We start from the raw sequence: 14,924 nt of genomic DNA, 5'->3' as shown, positions 1-14,924 counted from the left end.
GTGTTCGATGGCTTCACACTCGAACGGGTCGACCTCGGAGAGGTAGCGCTCCGTGTCCGGCATGGTGGCTCCGGGCCGCCACTCCTGCTGCTGCACTGGCATCCGCGCACGCATACCACCTGGCACCGGGTGGCGCCGCTGCTCGCGGAACGCTTCACCGTGGTGTGTCCCGATACCCGCGGCTATGGCGAATCGGCCAAACCACCCACCACCGACGACCACACCCCGTACAGCAAACGCGTCATGGCCGACGACTGCGTCGCACTGATGCGGGCGCTCGGCCACGAACGCTTCTTCGCCGCCGGTCACGACCGCGGCGCCTGCGTCGCCACCCGGCTCGCGCTCGACCACCCGGATGTCGTCCAAGCCGTCGCGATCCTGGACTCCATCCCCATCGGCGAGACGCTCGCCCGCTGCGACGCGGAGTTCGCGCGCGCCTGGTTTCACTGGTTCTTCTTCGCCCAGCCCGACAAACCAGAGCGGGTGATCACCGCCGATCCGGACAGCTGGTACAACGTCGGCACCCGCAACACCCCGGAACGGCTCGGCGAAGACAACTTCGCCGACTTCCATCGCGCGATCCACAATCCCGCCACCGTCAAGGCGATGCTCGAGGACTACCGCGCCGGGCTCGGCGTCGACCGCGACCACGACGACGCCGACAAAGCCGCCGGACACCGGATCACCTGCCCCACCCTCGTACTCTGGTCCAGCGAAGACGACCTCGAAGCCCTCCACGGCGACATACTCGCCATCTGGCGGGAGTGGACCGTCGACCTGCGCGGGCACCCGATCGAATCCGGCCACCACATGGCCGAGGAGAACCCTGAAGCCTTGGCCGGCTCCCTGACGAAATTCTTCGACAACGTTGAGGCCTCGTCATACCTGCACGCGACAGAGAAACGAGCACGACACGATCCAGAGGAACGATCCGATGTGCGAGAAGACCGAAGAGCCCGAGGACGCCGCGACTGAAGGCATCGAAGTTCACGGGGCCGTGGGAGCGCTGGACTCCAGCGGGAACAGGCCGGACCTGGTGTTACCGCCCAGGTCATCTCGAATCGAACAACAATCCACAAAGGACTCCTGATCAGCGGCCCAGTTCGGGACGCGGGTTGTCCTTCCTCCACTGGGTCAGCAGGAATCCGGCGTCGTGCCGCAGGTCGCCGCCGCTATGGGCGGTGACGGCGCCGCTCAGCAACCGCGCGGCTTCCGGCGGCGTCATCGTCGTGATGATCCTGTCGACGCGCTCATGGAGCCTGCCGACCTCCGCACGGGCGGCCTCCAGTCGCCGGGCGAGGTTCTCGGCGCGGGCCACCGCGGCGTCCCGGTCCACCGTCACCAGCCGCAGCTCGGCTTCCACGCTGTGCATGTAGTGCTCGACTTGGTCCTGGTCGTAGCCACGCCAGACCAGGTCGAAGCCGGTTCGCAGCGGCACCAGGTCCTCACGGGTGTCCGCGGCCGTCGTCATCTTCACCATTCCCTTCGCGCTCGATCGCCACCACTTCGGCTGGGCTCACTCCTAAGACGAACTTGAGCGCCCCCATGTTCCCAAACTTGAGCGTTACAGGCTCAACTCAGGTCGTCGAGCTGACTGCGCAGGGCGTTGATTTCGGTATGAGCGGCGGAGAGCTGGTCTTCCAGCCCGATGATGCGCAGGGCCGCGGCGAGGGTGTGGCCGTCGTCGAAGAGGACTCGGACGCGGGCGGCGAGTTCGAGCTGGCGGCGGGTGTAGCGGCGGTGACCGCCTTCCGAGCGCTGCGGGCGCAACAGTTCAGAGCTGTCGAGACTGCGCAAGAACGCCTGCTGAACCTCGAGCAGGCGGGCCGCCTGACCGGTGGTGTAAGCGGGGTAGTCGGCATCGTCGAGCTTGTCCAAGGACATAGTTCAGGTTAACTGCATCATCTACTTGACACAATCTACAGTCCGTACTATAAGAAATGTATCGGTCAGAGTTACCTGGTGAAGATGTCCTGGGAGTGATCGACATGACGAGCGAGAGTGTGGCCCCGCACGCCGAGTTCGCCGCCGTGGTCTTCGACGATCCCGGCTGGCTGCGTGCCGAGTTCGACGCGATCGTGGCCGTCAACTTCGGCGCCACGTCGGGCACGCCCGTCCGCCGCCTGCCGGCACCCCCGCGGCGGCGCCGCGGTCACTCCCCCACGCCGGGCATGTTCGCCCCGCCGCCGCGCGGAGGAGAACGCGGCGATCTGGCCGGTACAGCCCGAAGAGTGGGCGCGAGGGAACGGTCACCGCCCGCTTTCGGAAGTCCGCTGTGACGAACGCCCGAGAGGAGGTGGGAATGGGCGGAGAGCGGCTCAGCGGAGCCTGTGCGATGGTCGCGCCCACCAGTACGCCGAGAGACCCGCGACGAGGGCCGGCACCGCGTCCAGTGACGTGATCAGGCGGCGACCACCGCAGGCGAGCCGAATCCCCGTAGCCACGAAGAGGCCGAGATTTTCCCCGACGCAGTCGAGTTGAGTTCGATCGCCCGCCGCGGCAGCCCGCCGCGGCGGGCACGACCGGTGTGAAAGGAGACTTCTGAGATGTTGCTGCGTACTGACCCGTTCGCCGAATTCGACCGCCTGGCTCAGCAGTTCTTCGGCGGCACCGGGACCAGGGCGCACCCCGCCGCGATGCCGATGGACGCCTATCGCCGCGGCGACGAGTTCGTGGTGTGCTTCGACCTGCCCGGTGCCGACCCGGATTCGATCGATCTGGACGCGGAAGGCGCCGTGCTCACCGTGAAGGCCGAACGGTCCGGCGAGACAGGCGAGCACGTCGAATACCAGGTCAGCGAACGGCCTCGTGGCGTGTTCAGCCACCAGCTGTTCCTCGGCGACACCCTGGACGTCGAGCACATCCAGGCAAGTTACGACGCCGGCGTGCTCACCCTGCGGATCCCCGTCGCCGACCACGCCAAGCCACGCAAGATCGAGATCACCAGCGGCGAGCAGGCCAAGCAGATCAACGCCTGACCCCATTCCACGCCGGCCCCGGCGTCCGGGGCCGGCTGGCCGGAGTTCCCGCCGGAGGTGCCGCCCATGAACCGTCCACGATCACGGGCCGCGACGAGCCCGCTCGGCGCGGCGCTGGGCAAGGCGACCCGCGCGGCCGAGGACGCGACCCGCCGCTACCTCGACCCCGCCCACTCGCTCGACCCGGCCACCATGAGCGCCGAAAACAGGCAACTGGTCCTGCTACTCGGCGCACTCGCCGAGTTCACCACCGCGCTCGCCGCCCACCTCGGCCCCTGCGCCGATCGCTTCATCCCGCGCGCCGACGACAACCACGACCCACGCCTGCACGTCGCACACGCCTGCCGCGGCCTGGCCGAGCTACGCCACCACCTCGACCTCGCCGACCAAGCCGGACGCGACGTCTACACCGCGCTGAGCCACCTCGACACCCAGCCCGACCCCGCCCGCACATGACCACGCCGCCTGACCCTTACCGCGTACTCGGGGTCTCCCGAGACGCCACCCCCTGCCAGATCACCACGGCCTACCGCACACTGATTCGCGCACTGCATCCCGACACCAGGCACGACCCGGCCGACTCCGCACGCCTGGCCGACGTCATCACCGCCTACGCGTTGCTCCGTGACCCGCGCCGCCGCGCCGCCTACGACCGCGAGCATCCCGCCACGTCCCCCGCCCGCACCGTGACCAGGTCGCACCGCCCGAACCCACGACGGCGCAACGACATCTGGGCAGGCCCCGTCCACCGCCACCAGTGACCTCAGGCCGAACCGCGTCCCCGACGTCGGCAGAATCCGCTCCTGCAAAGGGTTCGCGGAATTCGGCCACGCGTTCGGGCGGACGGCGCGAGCAGGTTTCCAGCCGCCTCGCCCCAGCGAAAGTCGCACCCGATCGGCGGGCCCTGCGAAGTGACCTTGACCGGAATACTCCGGAATATGGACGTACCCGCCCTGTACCCGCCCGTGGCCGTCTTCCGGGAACCTGGAAGCGGGGGAACCACTCCCCGCTTGGACGCCCGTGTCCATGCCGAAGCGCGGCGGACGGCGACGGCGCTGGCCGGTGTGCCGACCCACGCCGGCCCGGCCGAGCGCACCGCGGTCTTACAACGGGCAGCGGCCGCCGCCGGCCAACTCGCCGACGCGCTGTCCGCGCAGGCCGCGGCCGTCGCCGGTGAAGACATGCCCGCGGAGTCGGTGAGCCAGTCGTTCTTCCGGGTCCGGGAAATGGAGCTGTCCGACCAGCAGGCCGCCTTGCACGGTGTGCTTGTCGTCCACCGCGGCCTGCTGGATCTGTGCGGCGCGCCGCTGTCGGGCGCCGATTTGGCGGTGGAGGTCGCCGGGATGCGGCAGGCGGTGCTCGACCTCACCGGCACACCCGCCTCCGATGGTCCGCATTCGGCTCCCCCGCCCGTTCCGGCGATGCCTGACGGAACGTCGCTGGAAAGCCAGTGGACCGCGCGGTGGATCGTCGGCCATCAGGTCCACGTCCTGTTCAACATCTGTGCCGCGGTCGCCGTGACCGACGCCGTACACCACCTGCGCCACGCGGAAACCGGCGCCGCGCTGGAGCGGCTCGGGCACGCGACCACCTACGTACGCGGCTTTCCCGCGGCGATGACACACGCCAGCACGATCCCGGTCGACTACTACCTCGACACCGTCCGCCCGACCATGCGGCCGCCCGAGGTGGCGACCCCGCTGAGCGGACGGCAGCACCGCGGCTACAAGACATTCCGCGGCGCCATGAAAGAGCTGCTCCACGTGGTGCCCGAATCATACGAGGACCTGGCAGCGCGCGATCCGGACCTCGCCGCCGCACGGGACGCGCTGCTCGAGGCCGACCTGGTGGACAGCGAACGGCACGTCACGCTCGCCTACTCGATGGTGCGACTGCGCCGTTCCATCGCCCAGCTGGCCGACGGCCCTGACAACGCCGTCGGCGAGTTGCGGCTGATGCGGCACCGGCGCGCGGCCCAGTACGCGGCGCTGATCCGCTTCGGGGACCACTACATCGCCGATACCGTTTCCGCACTGCGCCACTGAGAGAGAGCGTCGATGCCCGAAACCCAAGTCGTCCCACTCGCAGACCTCGTACTCGACCCGGCCGGCACCACCGACGTCGACAAGCTGGCCCGGAATCTGTGCCCTGGCAAGGTGGACGCACCCGAGTGGCTATCGCGTGCAAGGGATGCCTGGGACGCGCTGCCTTTGCCGCTGCGTCGCGGCGTGCACCGGTTCCGCCGGCATTCCGGGCGGCAAGGGGTACTGGTCGTCCACGGCCTCCCGGTGGACGAAGCGGCGCTGCCCGCCACACCGCCGGCGCCGGATTCGGTGCAACGCGACGCGACCGTGCCCGCGGCGGTGCTCACCATGCTCGCCTGCGGCCTCGGTGACCCGGCCGCCTACCTGGCCGAAAAGTCCGGCGCACTCGTGCAGGATGTCGTACCGGTGCGAGGAAAGGAGAACTTCTCCGGGAACGCCGGTTCGGCGCTGCTGACCTTCCACAACGAAAACGCCTTCCACCGGCACGAACCCGACTATGTGCTTTTGCTCTGCCTGCGCGCGGACCACGACCGGATCGCCGGACTGCGCACCGCATGCCTGCGCGAAGTGCTGCCCTTGCTGACCGAGGCAAGCCGCGAGGCGTTGTTCGCGCCGGAATTCATCACCAAACCGCCTCCCTCCTTCGGTGCGGGCACCGGGACGCACGAACCGCAACCGGTCCTGTCCGGTGCCGCCGACGACCCGGATATCCGGATGGCCACGATCGCGACCACCCCACTGACCCCGCGCGCCGAAACGGCACTGGCCGAGTTCGGCCAGGCCTGCGACACCACCGCCCGCACCACCCGGCTCGCACCCGGCGATCTGGCCATTGTGGACAATCGAGTCACCGTGCACGGCCGCACCGCGTTCCGGCCCCGCTACGACGGAGCCGATCGCTGGCTGCAACGCACCTTCGCCATCGCCGACCTCCGCCGTTCCCGCGACCACCGCCCGCGCGACGGCTACGTGCTCACCCGCTGAAGTCCGGCTGGCTCTGAGGCCGGCTCGCGCTGGGTGCTGCCCGCCAGCGCGGTGCCCGCGAAGCCAGCTCTCGGAGTCGGGAATTTCTCGTCGTGATCTCGTGAGCTTGTGCACGCAACCTGTCAGAATCGGTTCGAACTTGTTGAACTGACTGTCATTCGTGCCCGTGAACCGCGAGGCCGCGCTGGGCGATCAACTGCGAGAGCGTGGCGCGGCAGACCCTGCCGGTATTAGTGCGCGGAAGCTCCGAGACGAGCAGAAGGTGTCCGGGGAGTTCGTGCAGCGGCAGACCACGCTGCTCGAACAGGAACGCGGTGAAGTCGGCCAGCGTCGGCAGTGCATGGCCCGGCCGGGGAACAACACACGCGCAGAGCCGTTCCCGCGAACCGGAATCCGGCAAAGTGACGCACGCGACCTCGGCGACGGCGGGGTGGGTGCCGAGCTCACGTTCGATGTCCGCGGGCCGCAGCGCCTTGCCCGCATGCTGCGCACGGTCGATCCGGCCGAGGAGGTGGAGTTCGCCGTCAGGCGCGAGATGGCCCGCGTCACCGGTGCGGAGCCAGCCGTCCAGTGTGCGATAGCGGGCGTCGAGGCCGGGCGTGGCGACGTAGCAGAGCGGGCTCACCGGTCCTCTGACGAGAACTTCACCGTCGACGATACGGATTTCGGCGACCGCCGGATCGGGCAGGCCCGCGCTGTGGTGCGGGCCGCGGGTCTGGCAATGCACGCCGCCGGAGGAGGCGTAGACGCTGATGACGTCGGCGCCGAACGCTCGGCGGCAGGCGTTCACCGTGGACTGCGGGATGAAATCCCCGCTGGAGACCACCGCCTCCATGGCAGGAAAGGACAGCAAACGCGGGACCAGCTCGGCCATGCGGCCCAGCATCGCGGGCTCCCCGAACACATGGGTGGCGCGGTGGGCACCTGCCATGCGCAGCGCGACCGCCGCGTCGAACTCACGGGGCAGGATCAGCGTTCCCCCGAAACAGGCCAGCGTCACCGTCGCCCCGAACGACCCGTTGGCGGACGCGAGCGGAACGAGCAGCAGGTCCCGGATCCCCTCCGGAGCGACGTGAAGTCCGCGCAGATGGTTGGCCAGCCCGCCGGCGATGGCGTTATGGCTGTAGGCGACCATTTTCGGGTCGCCCGCCGCTCCCGAAGACACCACGATCCGCGCGGGCGACTCGGGATCGACCCGGTACGACACCCAGTTCGTACTCGTCCTGCCCGCCTCGAGCGGAAGGACGAACACGTCACGCAGGCGCGGAAGATGGTGCTGCGCGGCCGATATCGGCGAAGCGTCGTCGACGAGCGCGGCGCTCGCGCGAGCGCGGCCGAGCAGCAAGATCGCCTCGGCCTGGTCCCGGCCCGACGGGATCGGGAGCGCCACGGCGCCCACCGCGGCGACGGCGAGTTCGGCGATCACCGCCAGCCGTCCATTGCGGACCTGGATACCGATGATGTCCTGACTGAACAGCCCCGCCGACGACAGCGTCACCGCGAGCACACGAACTTCTCTCCCCAGCTCGGCGTACGTCAGCGAACCGCCCTCGTCAACGACAGCCTCCTGATCCGGGCGGCACCGCACCTGGACCTCGAACAACGAGTACAGGTCACGACCAGGACAGAAGCCTTTGCTCACCCAGCGACGGCGAAGACTTGACGGCACAAGGTCGGGCAGCACAATACCGGCGGACGACGTCCAGGACATACCAAGCGACCCCTAATGCGAGCGCGAAAGAACGCAACAAACGCGCCCCTTGGACCCGCTTCCCCAATCCAGAGATAAACAGGAAACGTTGCCCAAAATATTACACAACAAAGAATAGACGTCGAACTTCAGGCGCGAAGACCACTCAGGCGGGCCAAGCAGTAGACGCGAACGGCGCGACAGAACTCACGAGAGTTTTCTTCAGGACCCCACCGCCTCACTCGAACCGGCGAGATTGGCTTGAGCGACAGTTTCTCTCGCTACAGTCAGTCACAAGTGGACGCCTCACTGCCACACCTCGAACTACGCACCATTGGCGCGTTTTATTGTGCGTATTTTGTGCGGCTTTTGTCCCGACACCCGACCTCAGCGCATGGCTGAGATAGGGCAACCATGCACTGGGGAAAACGAAAGATGGTGAGCAGGGATAAATCAGCTACGGTTGCCGATCTATTAGAAAGGATTACCAGCTCGCCCGATGCCGGCGCCTGGCCGTCCTCGACGGAGACACGCGTGCACAGGGCGCGGACACGCCCGGGACCGCGAAGGTCCGCCGGCGTGTCCGCGTTCCCTGCACGCGTGTCCGCCGAAGGGACTGGCCGTCGTGAAGGTTCACGAGTTCCGCGTGATCCATTCCGAGTAGGCGGCCACATTCGTGTAGATGCCGGCCTTTTCGACACAGCTGGCGGTTTGGCCATGGCTGGTGGCGCCGACCAGCTTCCATTCTCCGCCGTCGGTGACCACGGCAGGACCACCGGAGTCACCGAAGCAGGCGTTCGCTGTGCCGCTCTTGTTGTCGGTGCACAGCTGCCTGACCGGATCGAAATCCGCACCGCAGGCCGAAGCGTCGGCGATCGTGGTGTCGAGCTCTCGCAGCAGCACCGGAGCTTCACCGCAGCCGGGAGTCGGACAGGTCTTCCCCCAGCCGAGCAACCGGACCGCGGCACCGGGCACGGGCGCCGTGCCGATCCCGATCGGCCTGGCGGTGACCGGTGTCGCCAGGTGCACGAGCGCGATGTCGTAGTGCAGCGCGATGTCGAACTTCTCGTGCCGGACGAACTTGTCCGCTTGGACGCGTTCACCGCCCTGGGTGCGATCGACGGCGCCGATCCGGACCCACGTCAGAGCCGGATCGAGCACGTCGCCCGTGTGCCGATCCGATACGCAGTGCGCGGCGGTGACCAGCCATTCGGAACTGATCAGCGAGGCGCCGCACCGCTCGTTGCCCGCTTCGTTCTGCAGTGACGCCATGAAGCTGTAGGTTTCGCTCGCGTCCGAGCCACCCACGATCATGGGGCGGGCGTCGGCCGGAGTGGCGGCGCCGATCACTCCGGCCAGCAAGCACAGCGCGAACAGTGGCTTCCTCATCGTGTTCCCCTCCCGGTTTGTGTTCACCGGTTTACCGGAGGACGGCTGAACAGTTCCTGAACCATCCTGAAAATCGCTTCAGGAACGGAACAGGCGGACAGCGGGATGCCGATAACGCACGCCGCCCGTGACAAGTCGGCGGTCCGGGAAACCACAGTGGATCGGTCGAACAGCAGGCCGCCGAATTTTGTCTCCCTTGGGTCGTGATCGTCGCACGACGGTGATGCGTCGTGGGCTGGTGAAATTCGGACGACGTGCCGCACGGCGGTTTGCAATACTGCGATGGTGCATGATGCGACAGCGTTCACCGATCCGGAGAACTGGGCAGGTGGCTTCTACGAACTGTCGCTCGAGGTGGGTGGCTGCGACGACGACCGACTCCAACGCCTGGTGAGCGCCTTGTGGCGGGCCGCCGGCATCGTCGGGTGTTACCGCGAGACAGATCTAGAACCGGTCGAGCAGCAGCCGCTACCGGTCACCGTGGCGTCCCTCCGGGAGTTCGGCCACGTGCACGGTGTCGTGCGTGTGCCACTGGGCGGGTCCGTCGTGTGCGGCTGTTTCGTCAGTCGCTTCGACGATGACGCGTCGGATTGGTTGACGTTGTATCTCCCGCTCGGCGCGTTGGGCCGGGTCGAGCGACGCATCGGCGGCTTCCCGTTCGAGCCCGAGAGCGGGCCGGAGTCGCTGAACTGGCGTGCTCCGCTGGACACGTGGCTCGCTGAAGTCGCGGCAGAGGTCTTCCGCCACGTCGAGTTCCGGTTCGCCGTGATCGGCTTCGAGCATGACTACCCCACCGTCGCGGATCTTCCGGAACAACGCTGGAACGGGTACCTGCTTCCTGTCGAAGGCCGGCTGACGTACACCCCGGCGGACCGTTAAAAGGTGGCGTGCTCGGTGTGAAGTGAGGGGGCCGTTGGGTGCGTAGTACGCATTCGGGGGCACCCTCAGCTTCGCGATGACACTCTGGCAAGCGGTCGTGAGTGGTACGGCCGGTTCTAACCGGTCTAAACACTCACGACCCAAGCCTCCCGAAGCGAAGACCCCGCAGGCCTGCCCGGAGCACGCCACATTTGCCCTTCCCCTCAATAGATCCTTGCCAGGCGATCGCCCACCGTCAGAGGCACACCGTTGTCAGCTGCCGTACGAAAGGTTGAGTGTGACCCTAGACCGAGTCGAGCTCCCCGATCTTTGGAAGCTGAGCTGGCGCGACGTCGACCCCGCAGCACGCCCCGCGGTCGACCGGGCCGACGTGGCGGAGGTGGTGCGTACCCTGCCGCCGGTCGCCGAGATGCCGCCGGCCGGCGCCGACTTGCGGGTCACCGGCTTCTGGTACGACCGGATGACGGCGGCGCTGGTCGAGCGTTTAGGTGTGTGGGTGGCGGGCTGGAAGTACACCATCGAGGTGGAAGACCATAAGGAGTACGGGCTCATCCCACTCTGGCGGGCCGTGCCTCCCCCGGTGACGACACCAGCCGAAACACTGGCGCGCCTCGCTGACAGCGTGATGGCCTGGGATGAGCTGCTGGCCGAACTCGCCACCGATGCCGGCGACCGCTTCGCCGCGATTACGCAGCCGGTGCTGGACGATACTGGGGATTCGCCAGCCTGGCGGGCTGTTCAGCGCAATCCCAAGCGCATCGTCTTTCCCGAGTCCGGAGCCCATCGGCTGCCCCATCCGAGTAAGTTGAGCTGGGCAGACGCCGATCCAACCGGCCGGGTTTTCGACCGGGACACGGTTCCGGGCGTGGTCGCCGCCGCGGTCGCGTCGGCTGAATTACCGTCCCCGGACGCCGACTGGCGTCTCGCCGACCTGTGGCTGGAACAGGTGACGACCAGTCTCATCGATCGGTACGGCTTGTGGACGGTGGGTTGGCGCTGGTCGGTCGGCGAGGGCGACCTCGACGGTGGACCGGTCGGTTCCTGGTGCTGTTTCAGCGACTCGGTCACCACGCCGGAGGCGACCGCGGCGAAGGTGTCTGCGGCCGTGGTGGAGTGGCACGAGTGGCTCGAGGATCTGGCGGAACGGTTCGACCGGTTCCTGCCTTTGCCCGCTGGGGACTTGGATGGCTGGGAACTCGCGGTCGCCCACCTGCTGACCGCGGTCGGTGACCGGACGCAGTACGAATCAGGCTGGTACGGCTGCTGCCGGACCGTGCTCGGTTGGTTCCTCGCCGCGGCCGATATCGGAGCCACCCGGCGGAAGGAGTTGCTCGACCACGCGCTCGCCGGACGATTCGAACGCTGGGTGGAACCGCCCCGAGCGGTGGTCGAGTCGGTGGCCGAGCACATCGCCAAGGGACAGGCGGCCGGTGACCGCGCCTGATCACCTCGCGACGTGGCAGCGTGCTCGAGACCAGGTGGCTTGGCAACAGATTGTTCCCCACCCAACAACGCCAGTATCTGCCGTCCGTGACGGCTTCATCAGCTTCGCCCGCGCAACCGTCGGACGCGGCCCGCAACGGATGAACCGGCTGCTGACCGCTTACGACGACATGCGGCGAGAGGCCATCGCGGGCACAAACCTCACCCCGGACCTGTTGTCCCGCTGGAGTCAGATCGTGCGTGGCGTCCCGATCGCGACGTTCCGCCAGGCACCGGCCTACGCGAAGAACGGGCGGGAGCACCGGCATCCGGCTACCGTTTGACGGCGATGCCGGAAATGGCGGTGATGTCAGCGATCAAGCTCGCCGAGGGCGTCACCGAGTACTCGGGAAGGGTGAAGGTGCGCGGTGTCGGGCCGATGAGGCGCACGTGGACCGGCGTCGGCCCAGGATGCGCCTGCAGTGCCAAGCGCAGGGCGTGCACAACGTCGAGGTCCAACGAGGAAGCCGCGGCCAGCAGAACAAATGGCGGCCGCTCCCCCACGACCGCGGACTCACTCAGGTCGACTGGCAGCAAAGCGTTGGCGAAGACCGACATCGTGTCCTCGCGCCAGCTGACCCGGCCTTTGACCACGACCGCGTTGTCCTCGGCGAGCTCGTCCGCGTAGAGCATGTACGCGCGGGGGAAGAACAGTACCTCGATGGAGCCGTCGAGGTCTTCGACGGTCGCGATCGCCCACGGCTCGCCACGCTTGTTGACCTTGCGCTCCAGGCCGGTGATCAGCCCGGCCACCACGACCTCGGCGTCGCCGGTCGGCGGGTCGGCGATGATCGCGCCGATCGGGCGGGGCGCGTGCCGGCGCAGGATGTGCTCGGCGCCGTCGAGCGGGTGCGCGGAGACGTAGAGCCCGAGCATCTCCCGTTCGTTGCCGAGCTTGATCTTGGGCGGGTACTCGACCTCGTCGTCGAACCGCAGGTGCGCCAGCACCGACGACGACGCCGCGCTGTCCCCGGCGGCCGGACCGAACAGGTCGAACTGGCCGAGTTCCTCTTTCCGCTTGAGTGACACGACGGCGTCGACGGCCTCGTCGTGCACGCGCATCATCGCCAGGCGCGTGTGCCCGAAGGAGTCGAACGCGCCGGCTTTGATCAACGATTCGACGACGCGTTTGTTGCACACCACCAGATCAGCGTGGTCGAGCACGTCGGTGAACGAGGTGAACTTCCCCCTCGCCGCGCGAGTGGCGATGATCGACTCGACGACGTTCGTGCCCACGTTGCGCACCGCGCCGAGCCCGAACCGGATGTCCTCCCCGACGGCGGCGAAACGCGCCGCGGACTCGTTGACATCCGGCGGCAGCACGCGAATACCGAGCCGACGGCATTCCGCGAGATACCCGGCGCTCTTGTCCTTGTTGCCGCTGACCGACGTCAGCAGCGCGGCCACGTACTCGGCCGGATAGTGCGCCTTGAGATAGGCGGTCCAGTAGGCGATCAGCCCGTATGCGGCGGCGTGGGACTTGTTGAACGCGTACCCGGCGAACGGCAGTACCGTGTCCCACAACGCTTTCACCGCGGCCGGGCTGAATCCGCCTGCGGTCATCCCGGCTTCGAAGGCGGCGTATTCCTGCTCGAGGATCTCGATCTTCTTCTTGCCCATCGCGCGGCGCAGCGTATCGGCGCGGCCCATGCTGTAGCCGGCGACCTTCTGGGCGATCAGCATGATCTGTTCTTGGTAGACGATCAGCCCGTACGTGTCGGCGAGGATCTCCGCCAGTGGCTCCTCGAGCTCGGGGTGGATCGGGATGATGGTCTGCCGCTGGTTCTTGCGGTCGGCGTAGTCGTTGTGGGCGTTCATGCCCATCGGGCCGGGCCGGTAGAGCGCGAGCACGGCGACGATGTCGTCGAAGCCGGTGGGTTTCATGCGGCGCAGCAGGTCGCGGACCGGGCCGCTTTCGAGCTGGAAGATCCCGAGCGTGTCGCCGCTGCCGAGCAGCCGATAGGCGGCCTCATCGTCGAGGGCGAGGGTGTCCAGGTCGATGTCGATGCCGCGGTTGGTGGCGATGTTGTCGATCGTGTCGCCCATGATGGTGAGATAGCGCAGGCCGAGGAAGTCCATCTTGAGCAGGCCGATGCCCTCGCAGGACGGGTAGTCCCAGCCGGTGATCAGCGCGCCGTCGTCCTCGCGCCGCCACAGCGGCACCGCGTCGATCAGCGGTTCCCGCGAGAGGATCACCGCACAGGCGTGCACGCCCGCGTTGCGGATGAGGCCTTCGAGACCACGCGCGGTCTCGAAGATCGTCTTGCAGTCGGGGTCGGTCTCGACGAGCGTGCGGGCCTCGGCGGCTTCGGCGTAGCGCTCGTGGGCCGGGTCGACGATCCCGGACAGGGAGATGTCCTTGCCTTGGATCGACGGCGGCAGCGCTTTGGTGATCTTGTCGGCGATGGCGTAGCCGGGCTGGCCGAACCGCACCCGCGCGGCGTCCTTGATCGCGGCTTTGGTCTTGATGGTGCCGAAGGTGATGACCTGGGCGACCTTGTCCGCGCCGTACTTGTCGGTGGCGTAGCGGATGAGCTCGCCGCGGCGGCGGTCGTCGAAGTCGATGTCGATATCGGGCATCGACGCGCGTTCGGGGTTCAGGAAACGCTCAAACAGCAGCTTCTGCGGGATCGGATCGATATTGGTGATCCCCAGTACGTACGCGACCAGCGACCCGGCCGCCGACCCACGGCCCGGGCCGACCCGGATCCCGACCTCGCGGGCGTAGCCGACCAGGTCGGCGACCACCAGGAAATACGCGGGGAAGCCTTTGCCGATGATGACCTGCAGTTCCGTCTCCAGGCGCGCCCGGTACCGCTCCGGAGCACCGTCGGGGAAGCGGCGCGCGAGCCCGCGCGTGACCTCCGCGCGCAGCCAGGACGCCTCGTCGTGGCCGTCGGGGACGGTGAACACCGGCATCCGGTCGCGGTGGGCGAACACCTCGGCATAGGCGCCGGCTGCGATGCGTTCGGCGATGAGCAGCGTGTTGTCGGCGGCGCCCTCGACCTCGCTGTCCCAGTACTCGCGCATCTCGGCGGCGGACTTGAGGTAATAGCCGTCACCGTCGAACTTGAAGCGCGTCGGGTCGTTGAGCGTCTTGCCCGCCTGCACACACAGCAGCGCCGAGTGCGTGTCCGCCTGATCCTTCGTGACGTAGTGCGAGTCGTTGGTCGCGATCGGCTTGAGATCGAGCAGCTTGCCGATCTCCAGCAGACCCTCACGCACCGACCGCTCGATCGGCAGCCCGTGGTCCATCAGCTCGAGGAAGAAGTTCTCGCCGCCGAAGATGTCCTTGTAGTCCGAAGCGGCCTGGATGGCCTCCTGCTTCTGACCCAGCCGCAACCGCGTCTGCACCTCACCCGACGGGCAGCCGGTGGTCGCGATGATCCCCTCATGGTTCTCCGAGATCAGCTCACGGTCCATCCGCGGCTTACGGTAGTAACCCTGCATACTCGCCAGCGACGACAGCTTGAACAG

General features: G+C 67.6%; 15 protein-coding genes. 10 read left to right on the top strand and 5 right to left on the bottom strand.

Going from position 1 to position 14,924, the window contains the following annotated elements:
- Positions 1 to 975 (top strand): alpha/beta fold hydrolase, encoded by a 975-nt coding sequence (locus tag ACFV15_RS29555; protein WP_378354233.1) that lies wholly within the window; start codon positions 1 to 3, stop codon positions 973 to 975.
- 115 nt (positions 976 to 1,090) lie between these two features.
- On the opposite strand, the gene ACFV15_RS29550 is transcribed toward ACFV15_RS29555, so the two are convergent.
- Entirely contained in the window at positions 1,091 to 1,471 is a 381-nt protein-coding gene (locus ACFV15_RS29550) for a hypothetical protein (RefSeq protein ID WP_378354231.1), read from the bottom strand.
- A 101-nt stretch (positions 1,472 to 1,572) separates the two neighbouring features.
- Positions 1,573 to 1,884 (bottom strand): helix-turn-helix domain-containing protein, encoded by a 312-nt coding sequence (locus tag ACFV15_RS29545; protein WP_378354229.1) that lies wholly within the window; start codon positions 1,882 to 1,884, stop codon positions 1,573 to 1,575.
- Between the two features lie 104 nt (positions 1,885 to 1,988).
- Between ACFV15_RS29545 and ACFV15_RS29540 the strand changes: the two genes are divergently transcribed.
- The 6 genes from ACFV15_RS29540 (at position 1,989) to ACFV15_RS29515 (ending at position 6,007) form a co-directional block, all read left to right on the top strand.
- Complete coding sequence (locus ACFV15_RS29540; protein WP_378354227.1) at positions 1,989 to 2,279, top strand: hypothetical protein; 291 nt, start codon at positions 1,989 to 1,991, stop codon at positions 2,277 to 2,279.
- Positions 2,280 to 2,546: 267 nt separating this feature from the next.
- On the top strand, positions 2,547 to 2,978 hold the full coding sequence (locus ACFV15_RS29535) for an Hsp20/alpha crystallin family protein (protein ID WP_378354225.1): 432 nt from the start codon (positions 2,547 to 2,549) through the stop codon (positions 2,976 to 2,978).
- A gap of 66 nt (positions 2,979 to 3,044) precedes the next feature.
- A complete protein-coding gene (locus ACFV15_RS29530; RefSeq protein WP_378354223.1) occupies positions 3,045 to 3,434 on the top strand; it encodes a hypothetical protein in 390 nt (129 codons plus the stop codon).
- Complete coding sequence (locus tag ACFV15_RS29525) at positions 3,431 to 3,739, top strand: J domain-containing protein (RefSeq protein WP_378354221.1); 309 nt, start codon at positions 3,431 to 3,433, stop codon at positions 3,737 to 3,739. Before ACFV15_RS29530 ends, ACFV15_RS29525 begins: the two co-directional genes overlap by 4 nt.
- A gap of 177 nt (positions 3,740 to 3,916) precedes the next feature.
- On the top strand, positions 3,917 to 5,023 hold the full coding sequence (locus tag ACFV15_RS29520; protein WP_378354219.1) for a hypothetical protein: 1,107 nt from the start codon (positions 3,917 to 3,919) through the stop codon (positions 5,021 to 5,023).
- Positions 5,024 to 5,035: 12 nt separating this feature from the next.
- The gene (locus tag ACFV15_RS29515; protein WP_378354217.1) at positions 5,036 to 6,007 is read left to right on the top strand and encodes a TauD/TfdA family dioxygenase; all 972 of its coding nucleotides are present in this window, start codon (positions 5,036 to 5,038) and stop codon (positions 6,005 to 6,007) included.
- A 154-nt stretch (positions 6,008 to 6,161) separates the two neighbouring features.
- On the opposite strand, the gene ACFV15_RS29510 is transcribed toward ACFV15_RS29515, so the two are convergent.
- Positions 6,162 to 7,718: a class I adenylate-forming enzyme family protein gene (locus tag ACFV15_RS29510; RefSeq protein ID WP_378354215.1), complete on the bottom strand. Its 1,557-nt coding sequence runs from the start codon at positions 7,716 to 7,718 to the stop codon at positions 6,162 to 6,164.
- 612 nt (positions 7,719 to 8,330) lie between these two features.
- Positions 8,331 to 9,086: a S1 family peptidase gene (locus ACFV15_RS29505; protein WP_378354214.1), complete on the bottom strand. Its 756-nt coding sequence runs from the start codon at positions 9,084 to 9,086 to the stop codon at positions 8,331 to 8,333.
- A gap of 285 nt (positions 9,087 to 9,371) precedes the next feature.
- Between ACFV15_RS29505 and ACFV15_RS29500 the strand changes: the two genes are divergently transcribed.
- The 3 genes from ACFV15_RS29500 to ACFV15_RS29490 all read left to right on the top strand — a co-directional run bounded on the left by ACFV15_RS29500 (position 9,372) and on the right by ACFV15_RS29490 (position 11,731).
- Complete coding sequence (locus tag ACFV15_RS29500) at positions 9,372 to 9,965, top strand: hypothetical protein (protein WP_378354212.1); 594 nt, start codon at positions 9,372 to 9,374, stop codon at positions 9,963 to 9,965.
- 277 nt (positions 9,966 to 10,242) lie between these two features.
- A complete protein-coding gene (locus ACFV15_RS29495; RefSeq protein WP_378354210.1) occupies positions 10,243 to 11,409 on the top strand; it encodes a hypothetical protein in 1,167 nt (388 codons plus the stop codon).
- A gap of 139 nt (positions 11,410 to 11,548) precedes the next feature.
- Positions 11,549 to 11,731 (top strand): hypothetical protein, encoded by a 183-nt coding sequence (locus ACFV15_RS29490; RefSeq protein ID WP_378354208.1) that lies wholly within the window; start codon positions 11,549 to 11,551, stop codon positions 11,729 to 11,731.
- Here the strand turns inward: ACFV15_RS29490 and dnaE are convergent.
- Positions 11,721 to 14,924 (bottom strand): DNA polymerase III subunit alpha (dnaE, locus tag ACFV15_RS29485; RefSeq protein WP_378354206.1); only part of this gene is annotated, 3,204 nt, incomplete at its 5' end. The two genes, ACFV15_RS29490 and dnaE, sit on opposite strands and share 11 nt — an antisense overlap.

Origin of the sequence: Amycolatopsis sp. NPDC059657 (genome assembly GCF_042734395.1) — a bacterium.
GTDB lineage: Bacteria > Actinomycetota > Actinomycetes > Mycobacteriales > Pseudonocardiaceae > Amycolatopsis.
The sequence above is the reverse complement of the archived record's forward strand: the minus strand, read 5'-3'. Positions and strand labels throughout refer to the sequence as shown.

What these genes read in the sequence shown, in the direction of transcription:
- ACFV15_RS29550 (WP_378354231.1), bottom strand. Translation starts at nt 1,471, where the DNA reads ATGACGACGGCCGCGGACACCCGTGAGGACCTGGTGCCGCTGCGAACC.
- ACFV15_RS29545 (WP_378354229.1), bottom strand. Translation starts at nt 1,884, where the DNA reads ATGTCCTTGGACAAGCTCGACGATGCCGACTACCCCGCTTACACCACC.
- ACFV15_RS29540 (WP_378354227.1), top strand. Translation starts at nt 1,989, where the DNA reads ATGACGAGCGAGAGTGTGGCCCCGCACGCCGAGTTCGCCGCCGTGGTC.
- ACFV15_RS29535 (WP_378354225.1), top strand. Translation starts at nt 2,547, where the DNA reads ATGTTGCTGCGTACTGACCCGTTCGCCGAATTCGACCGCCTGGCTCAG.
- ACFV15_RS29530 (WP_378354223.1), top strand. Translation starts at nt 3,045, where the DNA reads ATGAACCGTCCACGATCACGGGCCGCGACGAGCCCGCTCGGCGCGGCG.
- ACFV15_RS29525 (WP_378354221.1), top strand. Translation starts at nt 3,431, where the DNA reads ATGACCACGCCGCCTGACCCTTACCGCGTACTCGGGGTCTCCCGAGAC.
- ACFV15_RS29520 (WP_378354219.1), top strand. Translation starts at nt 3,917, where the DNA reads ATGGACGTACCCGCCCTGTACCCGCCCGTGGCCGTCTTCCGGGAACCT.
- ACFV15_RS29515 (WP_378354217.1), top strand. Translation starts at nt 5,036, where the DNA reads ATGCCCGAAACCCAAGTCGTCCCACTCGCAGACCTCGTACTCGACCCG.
- ACFV15_RS29510 (WP_378354215.1), bottom strand. Translation starts at nt 7,718, where the DNA reads ATGTCCTGGACGTCGTCCGCCGGTATTGTGCTGCCCGACCTTGTGCCG.
- ACFV15_RS29505 (WP_378354214.1), bottom strand. Translation starts at nt 9,086, where the DNA reads ATGAGGAAGCCACTGTTCGCGCTGTGCTTGCTGGCCGGAGTGATCGGC.
- ACFV15_RS29490 (WP_378354208.1), top strand. Translation starts at nt 11,549, where the DNA reads ATGAACCGGCTGCTGACCGCTTACGACGACATGCGGCGAGAGGCCATC.